The following is a 15,057-nucleotide window of genomic DNA, read 5'->3' on the forward strand; positions in this document are numbered from 1 at the left end:
CAGGTTCGGGCGCCCAGCGGGAAAAGTAGTCCGAAGGCGGTCCGTGTTCGGACAAGTTCAGGAGTCCAGAAGAGAAAGTAGTCCGAAGGCATCCCATGTTCGGACAGGTTCAGCCGTCCAGAGAGAAAAGTAGTCCGAGGGCAGTGCATGTTCGGACAGGTTCAGGCGCCCTGCGGGAAAAGTAGTCCGAAGGCAGCCAGTCTGCACGCCCACATGCAACGCCGCTCAAAATCAAAAAAAAGAGAAGGCGCTTGTGGCCTCCTCTTATCTGTAATTCAAAAATTGGACGTCAACGGTCAGGTCAGCTGCTTTGATGGCTGCAATGATTGCCTGAAGATCGTCTCTGCTTTTTCCGGTAACACGGATCTGGTCTTCCTGGATCTGGCTTTTTACTTTCAGACCGCTGTTTTTGATGAGGGTATTAATCTTTTTGGCATTTTCTTTATCGATTCCCTGAATCAATTTAGCACGCTGTCTTACTGTTCCTCCGGAGGCACCTTCAATTTTTCCGTAGTCGAGGTTTTTGACCGGTACCTGGCGCTTGATCAGCTTGCTGATCAAAACATCCTTCAGTTGTTCCAATTTGTACTCATCATCAGAAACTAACACCAATTCTTCTTTTTCAAGTGAGATGTCGCTTTTGCTTCCTTTAAAATCGTAGCGGGTTTTAATTTCCTTCATGGCTGCGGTTACCGCGTTCGTTACTTCTGAAAAATCCACCTTTGATACAACATCGAATGAGGCGTCTTTTGACATAGCGTTCCCTCCAGTTATCTCATTTTTTTCATTATACCAAAATAACAGGCTTTATTGCACGGGCCAGGAAGCCGAAAAAAGCCGTTTCATAGGGCGTGTTTCCATATAGAAGCAGGGGCTGGCTGCCCTTCACTTCAACTTTTTAGAGGTCCGAAGGCGGCAGTTCATTTAGGAAGAAGACCGCGATTGTACCCGGGCCGGCATGGGCGCCGATGGCAGAACCGACTGTATGTATGTATACATCTTTTACATGGAATTCATCCATGATAGCCTGTTTCCATTCTTCCGCTGTTTCAAGCGCGTCCGCATGGCTGATGGCAACGGTCTGCTGTGATAAGCTTTCTCCGCGTTCGCCCATCAGCTCCAATATCCTTTTTAAAAGCTTCTTCTTTCCCCGCAGCTTCTCGAGCGGTACCAGCTGTCCGTCCTCCATATTCAAAAGAGGCTTGATATTTAACAGGCCTCCAAAGAAGGCACTGGCCTTGGAAATCCTGCCTCCTCTTGCGAGATACTCCAGGTTGTCGACTGTGAATAAATGCTCCATATGCCTGCAGTAAAATGATGAATCTTTCAGGATCCGGTCTTTATCGGCTCCGCCGGCAGCAAGATGTACCGCAAACTTTACAGCAAGGCCATATCCAAGGGAGGCGCATTTCGTATCTATGATGTCGATATCTGCTTCAGGATAGTCTTCTTTAACCTGTTCAAGAGCAAGTACGGCTGATTGATAGGTGCCTGAGAGCGCTGATGAAAAAGCAAGGTATACAGCCTGCTTATTTTCAGCGGCCGTTTTTCTGAAGGTATCCAAAAAATATTCCAGGGAAGGCTGGGACGTCTTCGGAACCCTGCCTTCAATCATCGCTTTATATACTTCATCGGGAGTGATTCCCTTTAAATCTTCATAATCGATTCCGTCAAGGTGGACTTTTAAGGGAATAAAAACTACATCATTCTCTTCAAAGTAGGATAAAGGTAAATCTGAGGCGCTATCAGCAATAATCTGCACCGCCATAATTCAACACCATCTTTCATTTCTCTTCATAAATTAAGCCGAAGCGTAAAGCCCAGCCAGTTTACATTAAGTGTATCTATATCTTTCGTAAAATACAATCCTCGAATAGTATTTCCTGCTTTAGGGTAAGTCAATATTATTCACATCAAGAACTGGGGGATATAAAGTGATCTATGCAGAGACAAAAAAAATAGGGGTCGTGATCATTGGGGCCTTTCTGAATGCCATTTCCATGAATTTATTTCTAATTCCAGCAAAGGTCTATGCAAGCGGCTTTACAGGACTGGCACAGCTTCTTTCCAATCTTCTTGGAAGTTTTGCTCCCTTTAAAATTTCCACCGGGATTCTGCTGTTGATTTTGAATATACCAGTAGCTGTGCTGGCATGGAAAAAGGTTGGGAAGCTTTTTACTTTTTACAGCCTTCTGAGCGTCGGCTTCAGCACCATTTTCCTTGAAACGATCCCTGTCAAGGAAGTTTCGCCGGATATATTATTGAATGCTGTATTCGGCGGGGTCATTGCAGCGGTAGGCATCGGCCTTACGCTGAAATATGGGGCGTCCACAGGCGGCCTTGATATTGTAGCCATGGTACTGTCGCGTTTAAAGGATAAACCAATCGGAATTTATATGTTCAGCTTAAATGCCTTGATCATTCTGACTGCCGGTTATGTATACGGCTGGGAAAAAGCCCTTTATACTCTGGTTGCGCTGTACGCCTCCACAAGAGTGGTAGACGCCATACATACGAGGTATGAAAAGCTTACTGTCATGATCATCACAAAAAACTATGAAGAGATGAAAAGTGCCATTTATTCAAAATTCGTCCGCGGCTTAACTCTAATACCTGCAAAGGGAGCCTTTAAGAATGAAGATAAAAATATGATCATGATTGTGATAACCCGTTATGAATTATACGATCTGGAAAAATTGATCAAAGAGGTGGACCCGGCGTCCTTTACAAACATCGTCGAAACGGTCGGCATTTTAGGACAGTTCAGGAAGGACTAGCCCTCGGGCTTCGGTTTTCTTCATATAGATCCTCAGTCCTTAAGCGGGAATAGGACACGAGGACGCACCTCGCTAATATGAGAGATATCAAAAATGAGCATGAAGTGAATCGAATTCAGGCTTCATGGAGTAGAAGAGAAGTCCACCTTATCAAAAAAGGACACGAAAGCGCTGTGCTTTCAGTGTCCTTTTGCAGCTAAAATAAGAAGGTATCAGCTTTGGTCCAATTGTTTTGCTTCAGCCTCTGCCAATGTCATTCGGTAGGGGATTTTTTGACTGTGAAGAGTGACAGTGTCTTTTCCCTGCTGAATAAAGCGTCTGGATTTATTTCGTTTTCCCAAGTGCGCTCCCTCCTCATTTTAGGCTGGCGACACATTTGCTGCGTCAGGTTTATTGTGTCTTTCCTGACGGTAAATACATCGGGAAATTATTGGCTGTCGATCAGGCGCTGATGACTTTGAATCGTTCCTCAAGGAATAGGGCAATTCCATCTTCTTCGTTTGTGAGGGTGACCTCATTGGCAATATTTTTCACGAGTTCTATGCCATTTCCCATGGCGACTCCGCAGCCTGCATATTCAAGCATTTCGAGATCGTTGTCTTCATCACCAAAGGCGATGATTCGTTCCTTTGGTATCTGGAAATAGTCGGCGACCCGTTTGATTCCGACTGCTTTGTTCATTCCTTTTTTTACGATTTCAATGATATGGAAGGGATCTGCCCACCTTCTGTGCTCGATGACTTCTGCATGGACTTCTTCCAGGTGGCCCCGGATTAATGGAACATGAGCTTCATCGGTATGAATGAGAAGGCTTGTTGGATCTTCTTTCAGGAAGTTCCGGATATCCCCCGTGGTGACCTGGGGCTTTCCAAGATTAAAGATATCGAGCAGCTTTTCGTCATGATAATGGAAGTAGACATCGTCTCTGACCTCTGCGATGACATTGTGGAAATTAAAGGCGTGGAGAGCTTCGACGATATCCTTGGCAATCTTGATGTCCATAGGGGAGTGGTAAGCACCCCATTTGGAATCGAGAGGATGGTGCACAAAGGCGCCATTGAAGTTCACAATGGGAGTATTTAATCCTAATTCACGGTAATACTGTTCACTGGACCGGTATGGACGGCCTGTCGAAATCATGATCTTATGGCCTAGATTCATTAGGGAAGCGAGTACAGACTTTGTTCTTTCAGAAATGGTTTTATTGTTTCTTAATAATGTACCATCTAAGTCTAAGGCGATTAAATGCTGTTCCTTCATAAGTTCTCCCTTCCTATGTATGATTTATATACAGATGTCTTACCCTGGTGGATGGGAAACATCCAGTATCCGGTTATTTTTTGAGACCGTTTTTATCTATATTAACATGTCTCCTTGAAAATGATAGTAAGCTAAAGGTAAATCTTTTTCCATAATTGCGAAATTGTTGTAGAGTTAGGATAGAGAAATATTCATCAGGAGCAGTGAATAGGAGGCCGTGCATTGGTTTTAGTGAAAAAAGAAAGGATAGGGGATATCCATCTGCTGCATATTGCGAAACAGGACAGCTGGAACGAATCCCTTCCTTTTATTATTTTTATACATGGCATTACAAGCGCGAAGGAGCATAATCTGCATTATGCCTATCTTTTGGCAGAGAAGGGCTTCAGGGTGGTTTTGCCGGATACCTATCTTCATGGCGAAAGGGACACAGGGCTGCCGCAGAATAAAGTGGTCATGGCATTTTGGGATATCGTCATAAAAACGATTAAGGAACTTCAAGAGATTAAAGAGCATTATGTCATTACCGGTCAGGCGGACCCGGGGCGTATTGGAATGGCCGGCACTTCCATGGGCGGGATTATTACGTACGGAGCTCTGGCACAATACAGCTGGATTAAAGCTGCAGTGAGCCTGATGGGAAATCCGGGTTATGTCCACGCAGCGAGGTCACAGGTTCAGTGGCTGAAGGATCAGGGAACAGAGCTTCCTTTTTCGGAGGGCGATCTCGACAGACTGTTTACCGCCCTTGCGGAGCACGACCTTACCATGAAGGAGGATAAGCTTGACGGCAGGCCCCTCATGATCTGGCATGGCCAAAAAGATACCGTGGTCCCTTATGAGCCAGCCCGGGAATTTTATAATCATATGAAATTAAAGTATAATGATCCCGAACAGCTTTTATATATCCTGGATACAAAGGCGGGGCATAAGGTATCAAGAGAAGGACTGCTTAAGACCGCTGAATGGTTTGGCAGATATTTATAGAGTCCTTTTTTTAGCCTTTCTGGCGCTTCGGGGTAGGAATAGAAAAATTTCTATAAATAAATGATGAATAAGAGGCATGAAAGTATCCTTTTTGGGATATAGAGAGTATATGTGCTTATTTTTTAAGGAGAGATTACAATGGATCAGGATTTGAAAGATAATATAATGGGAGCCCTTGAACAGGTGGTGGATCCTGAAATCGGGATTGATATCGTAAACCTTGGGCTTGTGTATGATATAGATATGGACGAGGAAGGCAATACGACTGTCACCATGACATTGACATCTATGGGCTGTCCGCTTGCGGGAACCATTGTCGACCAGGTGAAAATCGCTCTGGAGGATATTCCGGAAGTGAAGAGCACCGAAGTCAATATTGTATGGACCCCGGTATGGAACAAAGATATGATGTCGAGGTACGCCAAGATCGCCCTTGGAATCCGATAATTTTCAGAGGACCGAAACATCCCGCAGAACGTTCTGATGGGATGTTTTTTTTAAAAGCCGGCTGCTAGCTTATTTAAAATATAGAGAAAATGCGGGAGGGGACAATTTTGAAAGAAATCAACCAGACTTTTGACGCTTTGAAACGGCCGCTCCGCGATCTGCGCATATCTGTTATTGACCGCTGCAATCTAAGATGCCAATATTGTATGCCCGCAGAAATATTCGGGGACAGCTATGAGTTTCTCCCGATGGAGGAGCTTTTGACTTTTGATGAAATTGAACGGGCTGCGACCTTTTTTGCGAATCTAGGAGTGGAAAAAATACGGCTGACTGGCGGGGAACCGCTATTGAGGAAAAATCTCCCCCAGTTGATTGAAAAGCTATCTGCTATTAAGGGCATAAAGGATATAGCCCTGACATCCAATGGTGTATACCTGAAAAAGCATGCCTCTGCATTAAAGGCTGCGGGACTCAAGAGGGTCAATATCAGCCTTGACAGCATCGAGGATGAGCTCTTCAAAAAAATCACCGGCAGGAAAATAGGCATCAAGCCTGTGCTTGAAGGAATAGAGGCTGCAGAAAAGGCAGGTCTTGAGGTCAAGATCAACATGGTCGTCAAAAAGGGGATGAATGAATCTCAAATCCTTCCGATGGCTGAATTCTGCAAGGATAAAAACGTCACTTTACGATTTATCGAATTTATGGACGTAGGCAATACAAACGGCTGGAAGCTTGATCATGTAATGACTAAGCAGGATATCCTGGAACTTCTTAGCTCGAAATACGCTCTGGAGGCTGTAGACCCCGATTACTATGGAGAGGTGGCAAAAAGGTACCGCTACTCTAATTCAAGTGCCCAGATCGGCTTTATAACCTCTGTTTCAGAGTCTTTCTGTTCGACCTGCACACGTGCCCGCCTTTCGGCAAACGGACAGATTTATACATGCCTGTTCAGCAGTGAAGGCTTTGACCTGAGAAAGTCCCTCAGATCCGGTTTGACAGACGAGGAAATTCAGGGCCAGATCGAGTCAGTCTGGAATTTACGGAGAGACCGCTACTCTGACGAACGGGTGGAAGGGATTGCTGAGAGGAAAACAAAAATAGAAATGTCTTATATCGGCGGCTGACATTTATCTTTGGGGGAATCTGTGTATGCTTGAAAAAAGAAAACCGATATCCATTGAGGAAGCAGTATCAAGGGTCATGGCGATTAACACGGCTGGAAGTATGGAAACTGTCTCTTTACAGGAAAGCCTAGGCCGGTATCTTGCTGAGGACATAACGGCCGCTCATGATGTACCGCATTTTAACCGGTCTCCCTATGATGGATTTGCTATAAGGTCAGAAGATACGAGTATGGCTGGGAACAGCCATGCTGTAGAGTTTGAGGTAATTGAAGAGCTTGGGGCAGGAATGGTTGCCGAAAAAAGAGTAGGCCCATTCCAGGCGGCAAGGATTATGACAGGGACACAGATGCCTGAAGGGGCAGATACTGTCATTATGCTGGAGCTTGTAAGAGAATATGAAGAGCAGGGAAGAAAATTCATCTCGGTTAAAAGGAGGCAGGAAAGCGGTGAGAATGTCTCCTTTAAGGGTGAAGACGCTAAAGAGGGAGAATCGCTCCTTCGGAAGGGTACATACATAAATCCGGGTGTCATCGCGGTGCTGGCGACATTTGGCTATCATTCAGTCAAGGTGGCAAAAAAACCTGTCATCGGCCTTTTTGCAACAGGAACGGAACTGCTGGATGTAGCAGAGGATCTGCAGCCCGGAAAAATACGTAACAGCAATGCCCCGATGATTGCGGCACAGGCAGCCAGGGCAGGAGCAGAGGCGGTATATTTCGGCCAGCTTCCGGATCATTTAGAAGTATGCTATGATGCCGTCAAGAAGGCCCTTGATAAGGTGGACATCCTTATTACGACGGGCGGAGTGTCTGTTGGGGACTTTGATTTCATGCCGGAAATTTACAAACGTCTTGAAGCCGAGGTTTTATTTAATAAGGTCGCTATGAGACCGGGCAGCGTAACTACTGTTGCAAGGCTCGGAAATAAAATATTGTACGGTCTTTCAGGAAATCCATCAGCCTGTTATGTAGGCTTTGAGCTTTTTGTCCGGGGAGTCATCAGAACCATGCTTTTTTCCAGCAGCCCATATCTTCGAAAAGAAAAAGCTTGGCTGAAGGAGGATTTTCCAAAGGCAAATCCTTTTGCCCGCTTAATACGAAGCAGGGTTATGATCGAAGAGGGCCGGCTTTATGCTCAGCCATCCGGTTTGGATAAATCGAGCGTGGTGATGAGCCTGGCAGGAGCCAATGCTTTGATTGTCCTGCCTGGGGGAACGCGCGGGTATAAAAAGGAAGATGAAGTGGAAGTGTTTCTGCTTGAGGACCATGAGGGAAGCCAATGGCTGAAATAGCGGCTGCCCCGGTATTCCAGATTTGCGGATACCAGAATTCCGGCAAAACCAGCTTTCTTTCAGGAATCCTTCGTGAACTAAAATCCCGGGGGAAATCGGCGGCTGTTTTAAAGCACCATGGCCACGGCGGGAACCTGACAATCAGGGAGAATCTGAAGGATTCGGAAAGATATCTGGAAGAGGGGGCGGCCGCTTCGCTTGCGGAAGGAGGAGGCACCCTTCAGCTGCTGGCAGGGATGGAGATTACCATGGAGCAGCAGCTTCAGCTTCTCTCTGTATTCAGTCCGGACATCATTTTGATTGAAGGCTATAAACGAAAACCTTTTCCGAAGATTGTCATGCTAAGGAAGCCTGAAGATTTCTCACTGCCGGAGGAGCTTTTTGGAGTACGGGGAATCGTGTATTGGCCGGACGTTGAACACCATGTGAAGGAATTGGAGTTTTCAGGGGAGAAGCTCAGCCTGGAAGATCCAAAACTTTTTGAAAAAGCCGCAGACCTGATGTTGAAATTCGCTGAAGAGTGAAGGATCCGTCCAGAAAGTCGGGTAAATCGGCTTTCTGTGCATAAGCTGACCCTCCAATTTCGATAAAAAAGCCTGGATGGAGAAATCAGTTGAACATTAACAAAAGCAGGTGGAGGAAATCTTTCTCCACCTGCTTTATTTGATTTAGATTTTAATGTGGTACATCCGGCATTTATCATAAAAGCTGGTTTTTCCGATTCCGAGCAGCCGGGCCGCCAGCTGCTTGCTGCCCTGTGCCTTTTTGAGCGCCCTTTCCAGGGCTTCCTTTTCAGCAGCGGCCATAGTCTCTTTTAAGGGCTTTACAGGTTCCTCCTCTCTTGGGGGATTCCCGATTACAGGTGCGGGTACTGCTGCATCCTGCAGATAGAGGGGGAGGTGCTCCGCTGATATGATATGGCCGTCCAGAATATTGATGGCCCGTTCGAGTACATTCTCGAGCTCCCTGATATTCCCCGGCCAGGAGTGGTTCAGTAGGAGGGGTTCTGTGCTTTTGGATAAAGAAATATTCTGCCTGAAGAATTTCTTCTCCAGTTTTTTTAAGAGCAGATTGGCAATCTCCATTAGGTCGTCTTTCCGCTCTCTAAGGGGAGGGATTTCAATTTTCAAGACATTCAGGCGGTAGTATAAATCCTGGCGGAACGTCCCTTCATTGACCATCTCCTCGAGATTCCTGTGGGTGGCCGCAATGATTCGGACGTCAACAGCCTTCGGCATCTGTCCGCCAATCCGTTCAATTTCCTTTTCCTGAAGAAACCGCAGCAGCTTGCTTTGCATGGGCAGGGGCATGTCGCCGATTTCGTCCAGAAAAACAGTCCCTTTATGTCCAAGCTCAAATTTTCCTTTTTTCCCACCCTTGCTTGCGCCGGTAAAGGCACCTTCTTCATATCCGAATAACTCAGATTCCAGGAGGTGCTCCGGAATGGAAGCACAATTGACCCTGATAAAGGGAAAGCGGGATCTTGTGCTGTTATGATGGATGGAATGTGCGAACAATTCCTTCCCTGTGCCGGATTCTCCAATGATAAGAAGGGAGCTTTGACTGCAGGAGCCTCTCTCCGCAAGTGCCTTCGCCGCAGTGAAGGCCTTGTTTTTTCCGGCAAGATCCCTAAAGGTATATTTACTTGAATTTTCCTTGGTATACCGTCTTTTATAATAATTCAGTTCATCCAGCAGGGGCTGGATTTTTTCCGAGTAGTCCAGCCATTCCTGCGGATTGCGGAAAATGACAGTGCCAGCTGCCCCTTTCAGCTCATTATCGATGAAAATGGGATATCTGTTCGCTATCATCTCACTGCCTTTGATGGATTGAACGGACGAAATTTCAGGGATACCTGTGTTCGAGACAATATGCATTCTTGTATTCTCAATGACTTCAGTCACATGCCGTCCAATTGAATGTGACGGCCGGATATCGAGAAAATCGCAATAAGCCGAATCCATATATTTGATGATTCCGTCCCTGTCTACCACAACTAAGCGTTCAGCTACAAGATTGATCACTTCCTCCATCCATTCGACAGGAAGAGCAATTCCCTTATGCACCATATTTGCAATCACCTTTAGTTTTTATAGCTATTATACTAAGAATGTCCAAGGTATGCTTTCTAAAAAATGAAAAATTCAGAAAAATACTATTGTGCGGTATACCCGCCGTCCAGGACACATGCCTGCCCCGTAATTCCCCTTGCTTTTTCACTTGCAAGAAAGATGGCATAATCTGCGATTTCTTCGACCTCAAGCAGCCTTTTTTGCGGAATGAGGGGATATAGGACTTCCTCCAGCACACTCTCCAAGGGTACATTGCGTTCCCGGGCCAGATCTCCCATCTGATTTTGAACAAGCGGTGTGTTTACATAGCCTGGGCAGAGAGCATTGACCGTGATCCCTGATTCCGCACCCTCAAGGGCTGCCACCTTTGTCAGTCCGATCAGGCCATGCTTTGCGCTGTTATAGGCGGCTTTTCCGGCAAAGCCTACCAGGCCGTTAATGGAGGCCATATTAATGACCCGGCCATATCCTTGTTTTTTCATTAAGGGGAAAGCGTGCTTGATCCCAAGAAATGGTGCCGTCAGCATCAGCTTAACCAGGAATTCAAACCGTTCCACAGGAAAATCTTCTATCGGGGAAATATGCTGCATGCCGGCATTATTCACAAGGATGTCCAGTCTGCCAAATTGGCTGACTGCATGCTGCATGCTGTTTTGAATGTCTATTTCGCTTGTCACATCACATTCAAGCCCCACAGCCCTAAAGCCCTGTTCCGATAAGATACGGGCCTCTTCTTTGGCAGAATCTCCCCTGATGTCCGTCAGGATCACATTCGCTCCTTCGGCAGCGAATGCCTTTCCTATCTCAAGGCCGATTCCGCTTCCTGCCCCGGTAATAAGGGCAGTTTTGTTCTTTAATGTCTGCATCATTTTTTTCCCTCCGGAAGTAGTATTTGTCATATGTTCAGCTTAAACAATCCCTGTAAGGCTGTACAGTCCGATAATCAGGAAAACAGTCACGGTCTTTAACACAGTAATTGCAAAAATATCCTTGTACGACTGCCTGTGGGTAAGCCCTGTTACGGCCAGCAATGTAATGACCGCCCCGTTATGAGGGAGGGTATCCATCCCGCCGGATGCCATGGAGATGACCCTGTGCATAACCTCTGCCGGGATATGAAATTCCTGGATGGCCGCTGTATATTTATCCGACATGGCTGCCAGGGCAATGCCCATTCCGCCCGATGCTGAACCGGTGACTCCAGCCAGGGTGGTCGTAGTGATGGCCCCGTTGACAAGGGGATTGGTAAAGGTTTCGGAAATCCCTCTGCTGACCGTAGAAAATCCCGGCAGAGAAGAAATAATCCCGCCAAACCCATATTCTGCAGCGGTATTCATGACAGCAAGCAAAGCTCCGGCGATGCTCAGGTTCAATCCCGTCTGGAAATCAGTAGAAACTCTCTTCCAATTGTAAAAGAGGGAAGCAATAATCCCGATGGCAAGTGCCATTTCCACAGACCAGATGGCAGTCACTGCCGGCGTTTCAAGTTTAACTACTGTATTTAGCCCGATTGCGGAAAAGTCAAACCCATTTGGGTACCATTTAGGAATGTTAACCGTAAATACCTTATTCATTACTCCTACCAAAATAAGGGGAAGGAAGGCTGCTGTCTGGCGCAGCGGAGAGGGGCTGCCTTCAGGAAGAGGCTCTTCTTTTTTAGAAAGATCTGCTGCTGTACTGGCAGCTGCTGTTTCAGAACCAAATCCAGTGTAGCCTTCACCGGCTGCCAAAGCCTTTCTTCTCTGGCGTTCGAGGTAAAGCAGTCCGACAAGAAGAATAAACACGCCTCCAATGATTCCAAGTGCTGGGGCAGCGTAAATATCGGTTTTGAAAAAGGTAGTCGGGATGACGTTTTGAATCTGAGGTGTCCCCGGCAAAGCATCCATAGTGAATGTGAACGCTCCCAATGCTATTGTGCCGGGAATCAGCCTTTTTGGAATATTTGCCTGCCTGAATAAATTGGCAGCAAAAGGATAGACTGCAAAAACCACTACAAACAAGCTTACACCGCTGTATGTCAAGATAGCTCCGAGCAGCACGATCGACAGCATGGCCCTTTTGGCCCCCGCAAGCCTTGAGATCGTGGACGCTATGGACTCGGCGATACCTGACATTTCCACGACTTTTCCAAAGATGGCTCCCAATAAAAAGACTGGGAAATACGATTTGATGAATCCCACCATCTTATCCATGAAAATGTTTGAGAAAAAGGGAAGAACATAATGCGGGTCCGTTAAAAGAACAGCAAACAAGGCGCAGATAGGGGCAAATAAAATAACGGAGAACCCTCTATAAGCAACGAACATTAATAAACCTAAAGACAATAAAATAATGACTAACTCCATGTAAATCCTCCTTTTTCAATAAAATCAGCTAAGCCAGGGATATGTATCCACCTCCATGTTTGAAATTGCAGCCAAAAGGGTAAGTCAATCTTGTTTAATGCAAATAGTGTGCCAAATTAGAAAAATCAGAAAAATAAGCGAATAAAAAGGAGAGTTTTACTTTCATTCCGGAAAAACGGAATTTTTTTTCTCAGTCACAGCCGTTATTTCGGAAAGTTTCCGTATTTTCGGAAGGGAATGGATCCTTAAGATTGTTAAATTAAGAGATTAATGAAATAATTTATAATAATACATTTGCATTTATTTTTATTCATACATATAATGGGTAATAATCCTATTTTTTAATACTTATATCCATGGAGATGATTGATTTTGAAGGTTTCGATTGTAGGAGCGACAGGTTATGGAGGGTTGGAATTAACAAGATTTATTAATAATCATGCAGTATTTGAACTGGAAAGCGTCCATTCCTCCTCAAGGACCGGTGAAAGCATTGCAGGCGAATACCCGCATCTGAAAAGCATCACAGATCATCTGCTTCAGGAAATTGATCCTGAAAAGATTGCAAAAACGTCCGAGGTGGTTTTTCTAGCCACGCCAAATGGGATTTCAAAAGGACTTACCCCAATTTTTCAGGACTTGAATATAAAGGTGATAGATCTGTCGGGTGATTTAAGGATTAAAGACCGCGGGCAATACCAGGCTTGGTATAAGAAGGAACCTGCGGATCAAAAGGTGATTGACTCTGCGGTCTACGGCCTTTCAGAATGGAATCGGGAAGCTGTATCCAAAGCAGGCACGATTGCCAATCCGGGCTGTTTTCCAACTGCATCGCTGCTGGGCCTGGCGCCAATCCTGCAAAACTATGAAACTGTCTGTGATATTATCATTGATGCCAAGACGGGAGTTTCAGGCGCAGGAAAGGCTCCCTCTGCTTCTACTCATTTTAGTGAAATCAATGAAAATATCAAAATTTATAAGGTGCATGAACACCAGCATGTCCCGGAAATTGAACAGCAATGCCTTCTATGGAATCCTGGGGCTCCAAACATCAGTTTTTCGGCCCATCTTGTCCCGATGACAAGAGGAATTATGGCTACTATGTATATAAAAACAAACCAGGAAACGACGTCTCATGAAATATGGGAACTGTTCCGCCATACGTATGAAAAACATCCGTTTGTCAGAATTCATCCGCAGGGAAGCTTTCCCTGTACCAAGCATGTGTACGGCTCCAACTTCTGTGATATAGGCACGGCCGTGGATGAACGAACAGGCCGGATTACCGTCGTTTCCGTCATTGATAATCTGGTCAAAGGAGCTGCCGGCCAGGCCATTCAAAATGCAAATATCATGATGGGCATAAAAGAGGAAGAGGGGCTCACGCAGCTGCCCCTATATCCTTAACATCCTCACTGGAAAGAGGATTACCATCATCAGCTAAAAGCATGGCAGCTCATCCTGATCACGATCAAAGGGAAGGCAGCCAGCAAACCATAGGAGGCAAACATGGAAACAATTAAAGAGAAGCATCACCTTGAAAAAATCATGAGTGGAGGCATTCTGTCACCTAAAGGATATAAAGCGGCAGGCGTCCATGCCGGCCTCCGTTATACAAAGAAAGACCTGGGGATCATCCTTTCGGAAGTTCCGGCTGCCTGTGCAGCCGTATATACCAAAAATCAGCTGACTGCGGCACCGCTTCAGGTCACAAAGGAAAGTATAGCTGTAGAAAGGAAACTGCAGGGAATTGTGGTGAACAGCGCCTGTGCGAATGCCTGCACAGGCAGACAGGGGCTGGCTGATGCCTATGAGATGAGGAAATATGCAGCAAATGCCTTTGGAGTAAAGGAACATTATATGGCCGTGGCATCCACGGGTGTCATTGGTGAATTTCTAAATATGGAAAAAATCAAAAGGGGGATCGACCTGCTGCAGCCTGTGAAGGAGGAAACAGGAGGGGCTGACTTTGAAACAGCCATCCTGACCACGGATACGGTAACCAAGAAGACTGCTTATTGTACGTATATTGATGGGGTAAAGGTGACAGCAGGAGGTGCAGCCAAAGGCTCGGGTATGATTCATCCCAACATGGCGACCATGCTCGGCTTTGTAACGACAGATGCCAATATCAGTTCCGCTGCTCTTCAAAGGGCGTTATCAGCAGTGACGGACCAGACATTCAATCAAATCACAGTAGACGGGGATACATCGACAAATGATATGGTTGTGGTTCTCGCAAATGGTACAGCCGGGAATCGCCAGCTGGATGAAGACCATCCCGAGTGGGATAAATTTATGAATCTGCTGAAAACCACGTCAGAAGAACTTGCCAAGAAAATTGCAAGGGATGGAGAAGGGGCAACCAAATTGATCGAAGTCCGGGTATCCGGAATGAGGACAGTAGAAGAAGCCCAGCTGGCCGCAAAGACCATTGTCGGCAGCAATCTTGTGAAGACAGCCGTATTTGGCGCTGATGGCAACTGGGGCCGCGTGATTGCAGCCATGGGAAGAAGCGGTATCAGCTTTAATCCGGATGATGTGACCATTTATTTCGGCAGCCACCTGCTGCTGAAAGAAAGTGAGCCTGTTGCTTTCTGCGAAGAAAGTGTGACTGCTTATCTGAAAAATGAACATGTCACGATTGATGTGCTTCTCCAGGAAGGCGGATGCAGCGGCACTGCCTGGGGCTGTGACCTGACGTATGATTATGTGAAAATTAATGGAAGCTATCGTTCATGATGGAGGATG

The 15,057-nt window shown here is 46.0% G+C and carries 15 protein-coding genes; 8 read left to right on the top strand and 7 right to left on the bottom strand.

Annotated elements, in window-relative coordinates; all coding sequences use genetic code 11:
• Positions 1-264: 264 nt before the first annotated feature.
• Together H539_RS0109000 and H539_RS0109005 are read right to left on the bottom strand one after the other, a co-directional pair.
• Complete coding sequence (locus H539_RS0109000) at positions 265-756, bottom strand: YajQ family cyclic di-GMP-binding protein (protein ID WP_026693246.1); 492 nt, start codon at positions 754-756, stop codon at positions 265-267.
• Positions 757-898: 142 nt separating this feature from the next.
• Positions 899-1,768, bottom strand: a complete 870-nt coding sequence (locus H539_RS0109005) for a DegV family protein (RefSeq protein WP_026693247.1) — start codon at positions 1,766-1,768, stop codon at positions 899-901.
• A 166-nt stretch (positions 1,769-1,934) separates the two neighbouring features.
• On the opposite strand from H539_RS0109005, the gene H539_RS0109010 reads away from it, so the two are divergent.
• The gene (locus H539_RS0109010; protein ID WP_026693248.1) at positions 1,935-2,777 is read left to right on the top strand and encodes a YitT family protein; all 843 of its coding nucleotides are present in this window, start codon (positions 1,935-1,937) and stop codon (positions 2,775-2,777) included.
• 212 nt (positions 2,778-2,989) lie between these two features.
• Here H539_RS0109010 and H539_RS33080 read toward each other — a convergent pair whose 3' ends face one another.
• The gene (locus H539_RS33080) at positions 2,990-3,118 is read right to left on the bottom strand and encodes a hypothetical protein (protein ID WP_281171408.1); all 129 of its coding nucleotides are present in this window, start codon (positions 3,116-3,118) and stop codon (positions 2,990-2,992) included.
• Positions 3,119-3,218: 100 nt separating this feature from the next.
• A complete protein-coding gene (locus tag H539_RS0109020; RefSeq protein WP_026693249.1) occupies positions 3,219-4,037 on the bottom strand; it encodes a Cof-type HAD-IIB family hydrolase in 819 nt (272 codons plus the stop codon).
• Positions 4,038-4,268: 231 nt separating this feature from the next.
• Between H539_RS0109020 and H539_RS0109025 the strand changes: the two genes are divergently transcribed.
• From H539_RS0109025 to mobB, 5 genes are all read left to right on the top strand, one after another.
• The gene (locus H539_RS0109025; protein WP_342664005.1) at positions 4,269-5,024 is read left to right on the top strand and encodes a prolyl oligopeptidase family serine peptidase; all 756 of its coding nucleotides are present in this window, start codon (positions 4,269-4,271) and stop codon (positions 5,022-5,024) included.
• A 138-nt stretch (positions 5,025-5,162) separates the two neighbouring features.
• Positions 5,163-5,471 (top strand): metal-sulfur cluster assembly factor, encoded by a 309-nt coding sequence (locus tag H539_RS0109030; protein ID WP_026693251.1) that lies wholly within the window; start codon positions 5,163-5,165, stop codon positions 5,469-5,471.
• 89 nt (positions 5,472-5,560) lie between these two features.
• Positions 5,561-6,598 carry a GTP 3',8-cyclase MoaA gene (gene moaA / locus H539_RS0109035; protein WP_051348520.1) on the top strand — a complete coding sequence of 346 codons (1,038 nt, stop codon included), beginning with the start codon at positions 5,561-5,563 and terminating at the stop codon, positions 6,596-6,598.
• A gap of 25 nt (positions 6,599-6,623) precedes the next feature.
• Positions 6,624-7,889 (top strand): molybdopterin molybdotransferase MoeA, encoded by a 1,266-nt coding sequence (locus tag H539_RS0109040; protein ID WP_026693253.1) that lies wholly within the window; start codon positions 6,624-6,626, stop codon positions 7,887-7,889.
• Positions 7,877-8,413: a molybdopterin-guanine dinucleotide biosynthesis protein B gene (gene mobB, locus H539_RS30700; protein WP_081415829.1), complete on the top strand. Its 537-nt coding sequence runs from the start codon at positions 7,877-7,879 to the stop codon at positions 8,411-8,413. The genes H539_RS0109040 and mobB overlap by 13 nt, the downstream gene beginning before the upstream one ends.
• Before the next feature lie 144 nt (positions 8,414-8,557).
• Here mobB and H539_RS0109055 read toward each other — a convergent pair whose 3' ends face one another.
• The 3 genes from H539_RS0109055 to H539_RS0109065 form a co-directional block, all read right to left on the bottom strand.
• The gene (locus tag H539_RS0109055; RefSeq protein ID WP_026693254.1) at positions 8,558-9,958 is read right to left on the bottom strand and encodes a sigma-54 interaction domain-containing protein; all 1,401 of its coding nucleotides are present in this window, start codon (positions 9,956-9,958) and stop codon (positions 8,558-8,560) included.
• 86 nt (positions 9,959-10,044) lie between these two features.
• Positions 10,045-10,830, bottom strand: coding sequence for a 3-hydroxybutyrate dehydrogenase (locus tag H539_RS0109060; protein ID WP_026693255.1), 786 nt, complete (start codon positions 10,828-10,830; stop codon positions 10,045-10,047).
• A 39-nt stretch (positions 10,831-10,869) separates the two neighbouring features.
• Positions 10,870-12,306 carry a GntP family permease gene (locus tag H539_RS0109065; protein ID WP_026693256.1) on the bottom strand — a complete coding sequence of 479 codons (1,437 nt, stop codon included), beginning with the start codon at positions 12,304-12,306 and terminating at the stop codon, positions 10,870-10,872.
• 372 nt (positions 12,307-12,678) lie between these two features.
• Between H539_RS0109065 and argC the strand changes: the two genes are divergently transcribed.
• Both argC and argJ read left to right on the top strand, forming a co-directional pair.
• Positions 12,679-13,713 carry an N-acetyl-gamma-glutamyl-phosphate reductase gene (gene argC, locus H539_RS0109070; protein ID WP_026693257.1) on the top strand — a complete coding sequence of 345 codons (1,035 nt, stop codon included), beginning with the start codon at positions 12,679-12,681 and terminating at the stop codon, positions 13,711-13,713.
• Positions 13,714-13,815: 102 nt separating this feature from the next.
• Positions 13,816-15,048, top strand: coding sequence for a bifunctional ornithine acetyltransferase/N-acetylglutamate synthase (argJ, locus tag H539_RS0109075; protein WP_026693258.1), 1,233 nt, complete (start codon positions 13,816-13,818; stop codon positions 15,046-15,048).
• Positions 15,049-15,057: the final 9 nt, after the last annotated feature.

The sequence above is a fragment of the Peribacillus kribbensis DSM 17871 genome, from assembly GCF_000430765.1.
GTDB classification, from domain to species: Bacteria; Bacillota; Bacilli; order Bacillales; family DSM-1321; genus Paraperibacillus; species Paraperibacillus kribbensis.

What these genes read in the sequence shown, in the direction of transcription:
- H539_RS0109000 (WP_026693246.1), bottom strand. Translation starts at nt 756, where the DNA reads ATGTCAAAAGACGCCTCATTCGATGTTGTATCAAAGGTGGATTTTTCA.
- H539_RS0109030 (WP_026693251.1), top strand. Translation starts at nt 5,163, where the DNA reads ATGGATCAGGATTTGAAAGATAATATAATGGGAGCCCTTGAACAGGTG.
- H539_RS0109020 (WP_026693249.1), bottom strand. Translation starts at nt 4,037, where the DNA reads ATGAAGGAACAGCATTTAATCGCCTTAGACTTAGATGGTACATTATTA.
- H539_RS0109040 (WP_026693253.1), top strand. Translation starts at nt 6,624, where the DNA reads ATGCTTGAAAAAAGAAAACCGATATCCATTGAGGAAGCAGTATCAAGG.
- H539_RS0109065 (WP_026693256.1), bottom strand. Translation starts at nt 12,306, where the DNA reads ATGGAGTTAGTCATTATTTTATTGTCTTTAGGTTTATTAATGTTCGTT.
- H539_RS0109005 (WP_026693247.1), bottom strand. Translation starts at nt 1,768, where the DNA reads ATGGCGGTGCAGATTATTGCTGATAGCGCCTCAGATTTACCTTTATCC.
- moaA (WP_051348520.1), top strand. Translation starts at nt 5,561, where the DNA reads ATGCGGGAGGGGACAATTTTGAAAGAAATCAACCAGACTTTTGACGCT.
- mobB (WP_081415829.1), top strand. Translation starts at nt 7,877, where the DNA reads ATGGCTGAAATAGCGGCTGCCCCGGTATTCCAGATTTGCGGATACCAG.
- H539_RS0109060 (WP_026693255.1), bottom strand. Translation starts at nt 10,830, where the DNA reads ATGATGCAGACATTAAAGAACAAAACTGCCCTTATTACCGGGGCAGGA.
- H539_RS0109055 (WP_026693254.1), bottom strand. Translation starts at nt 9,958, where the DNA reads ATGGTGCATAAGGGAATTGCTCTTCCTGTCGAATGGATGGAGGAAGTG.
- argJ (WP_026693258.1), top strand. Translation starts at nt 13,816, where the DNA reads ATGGAAACAATTAAAGAGAAGCATCACCTTGAAAAAATCATGAGTGGA.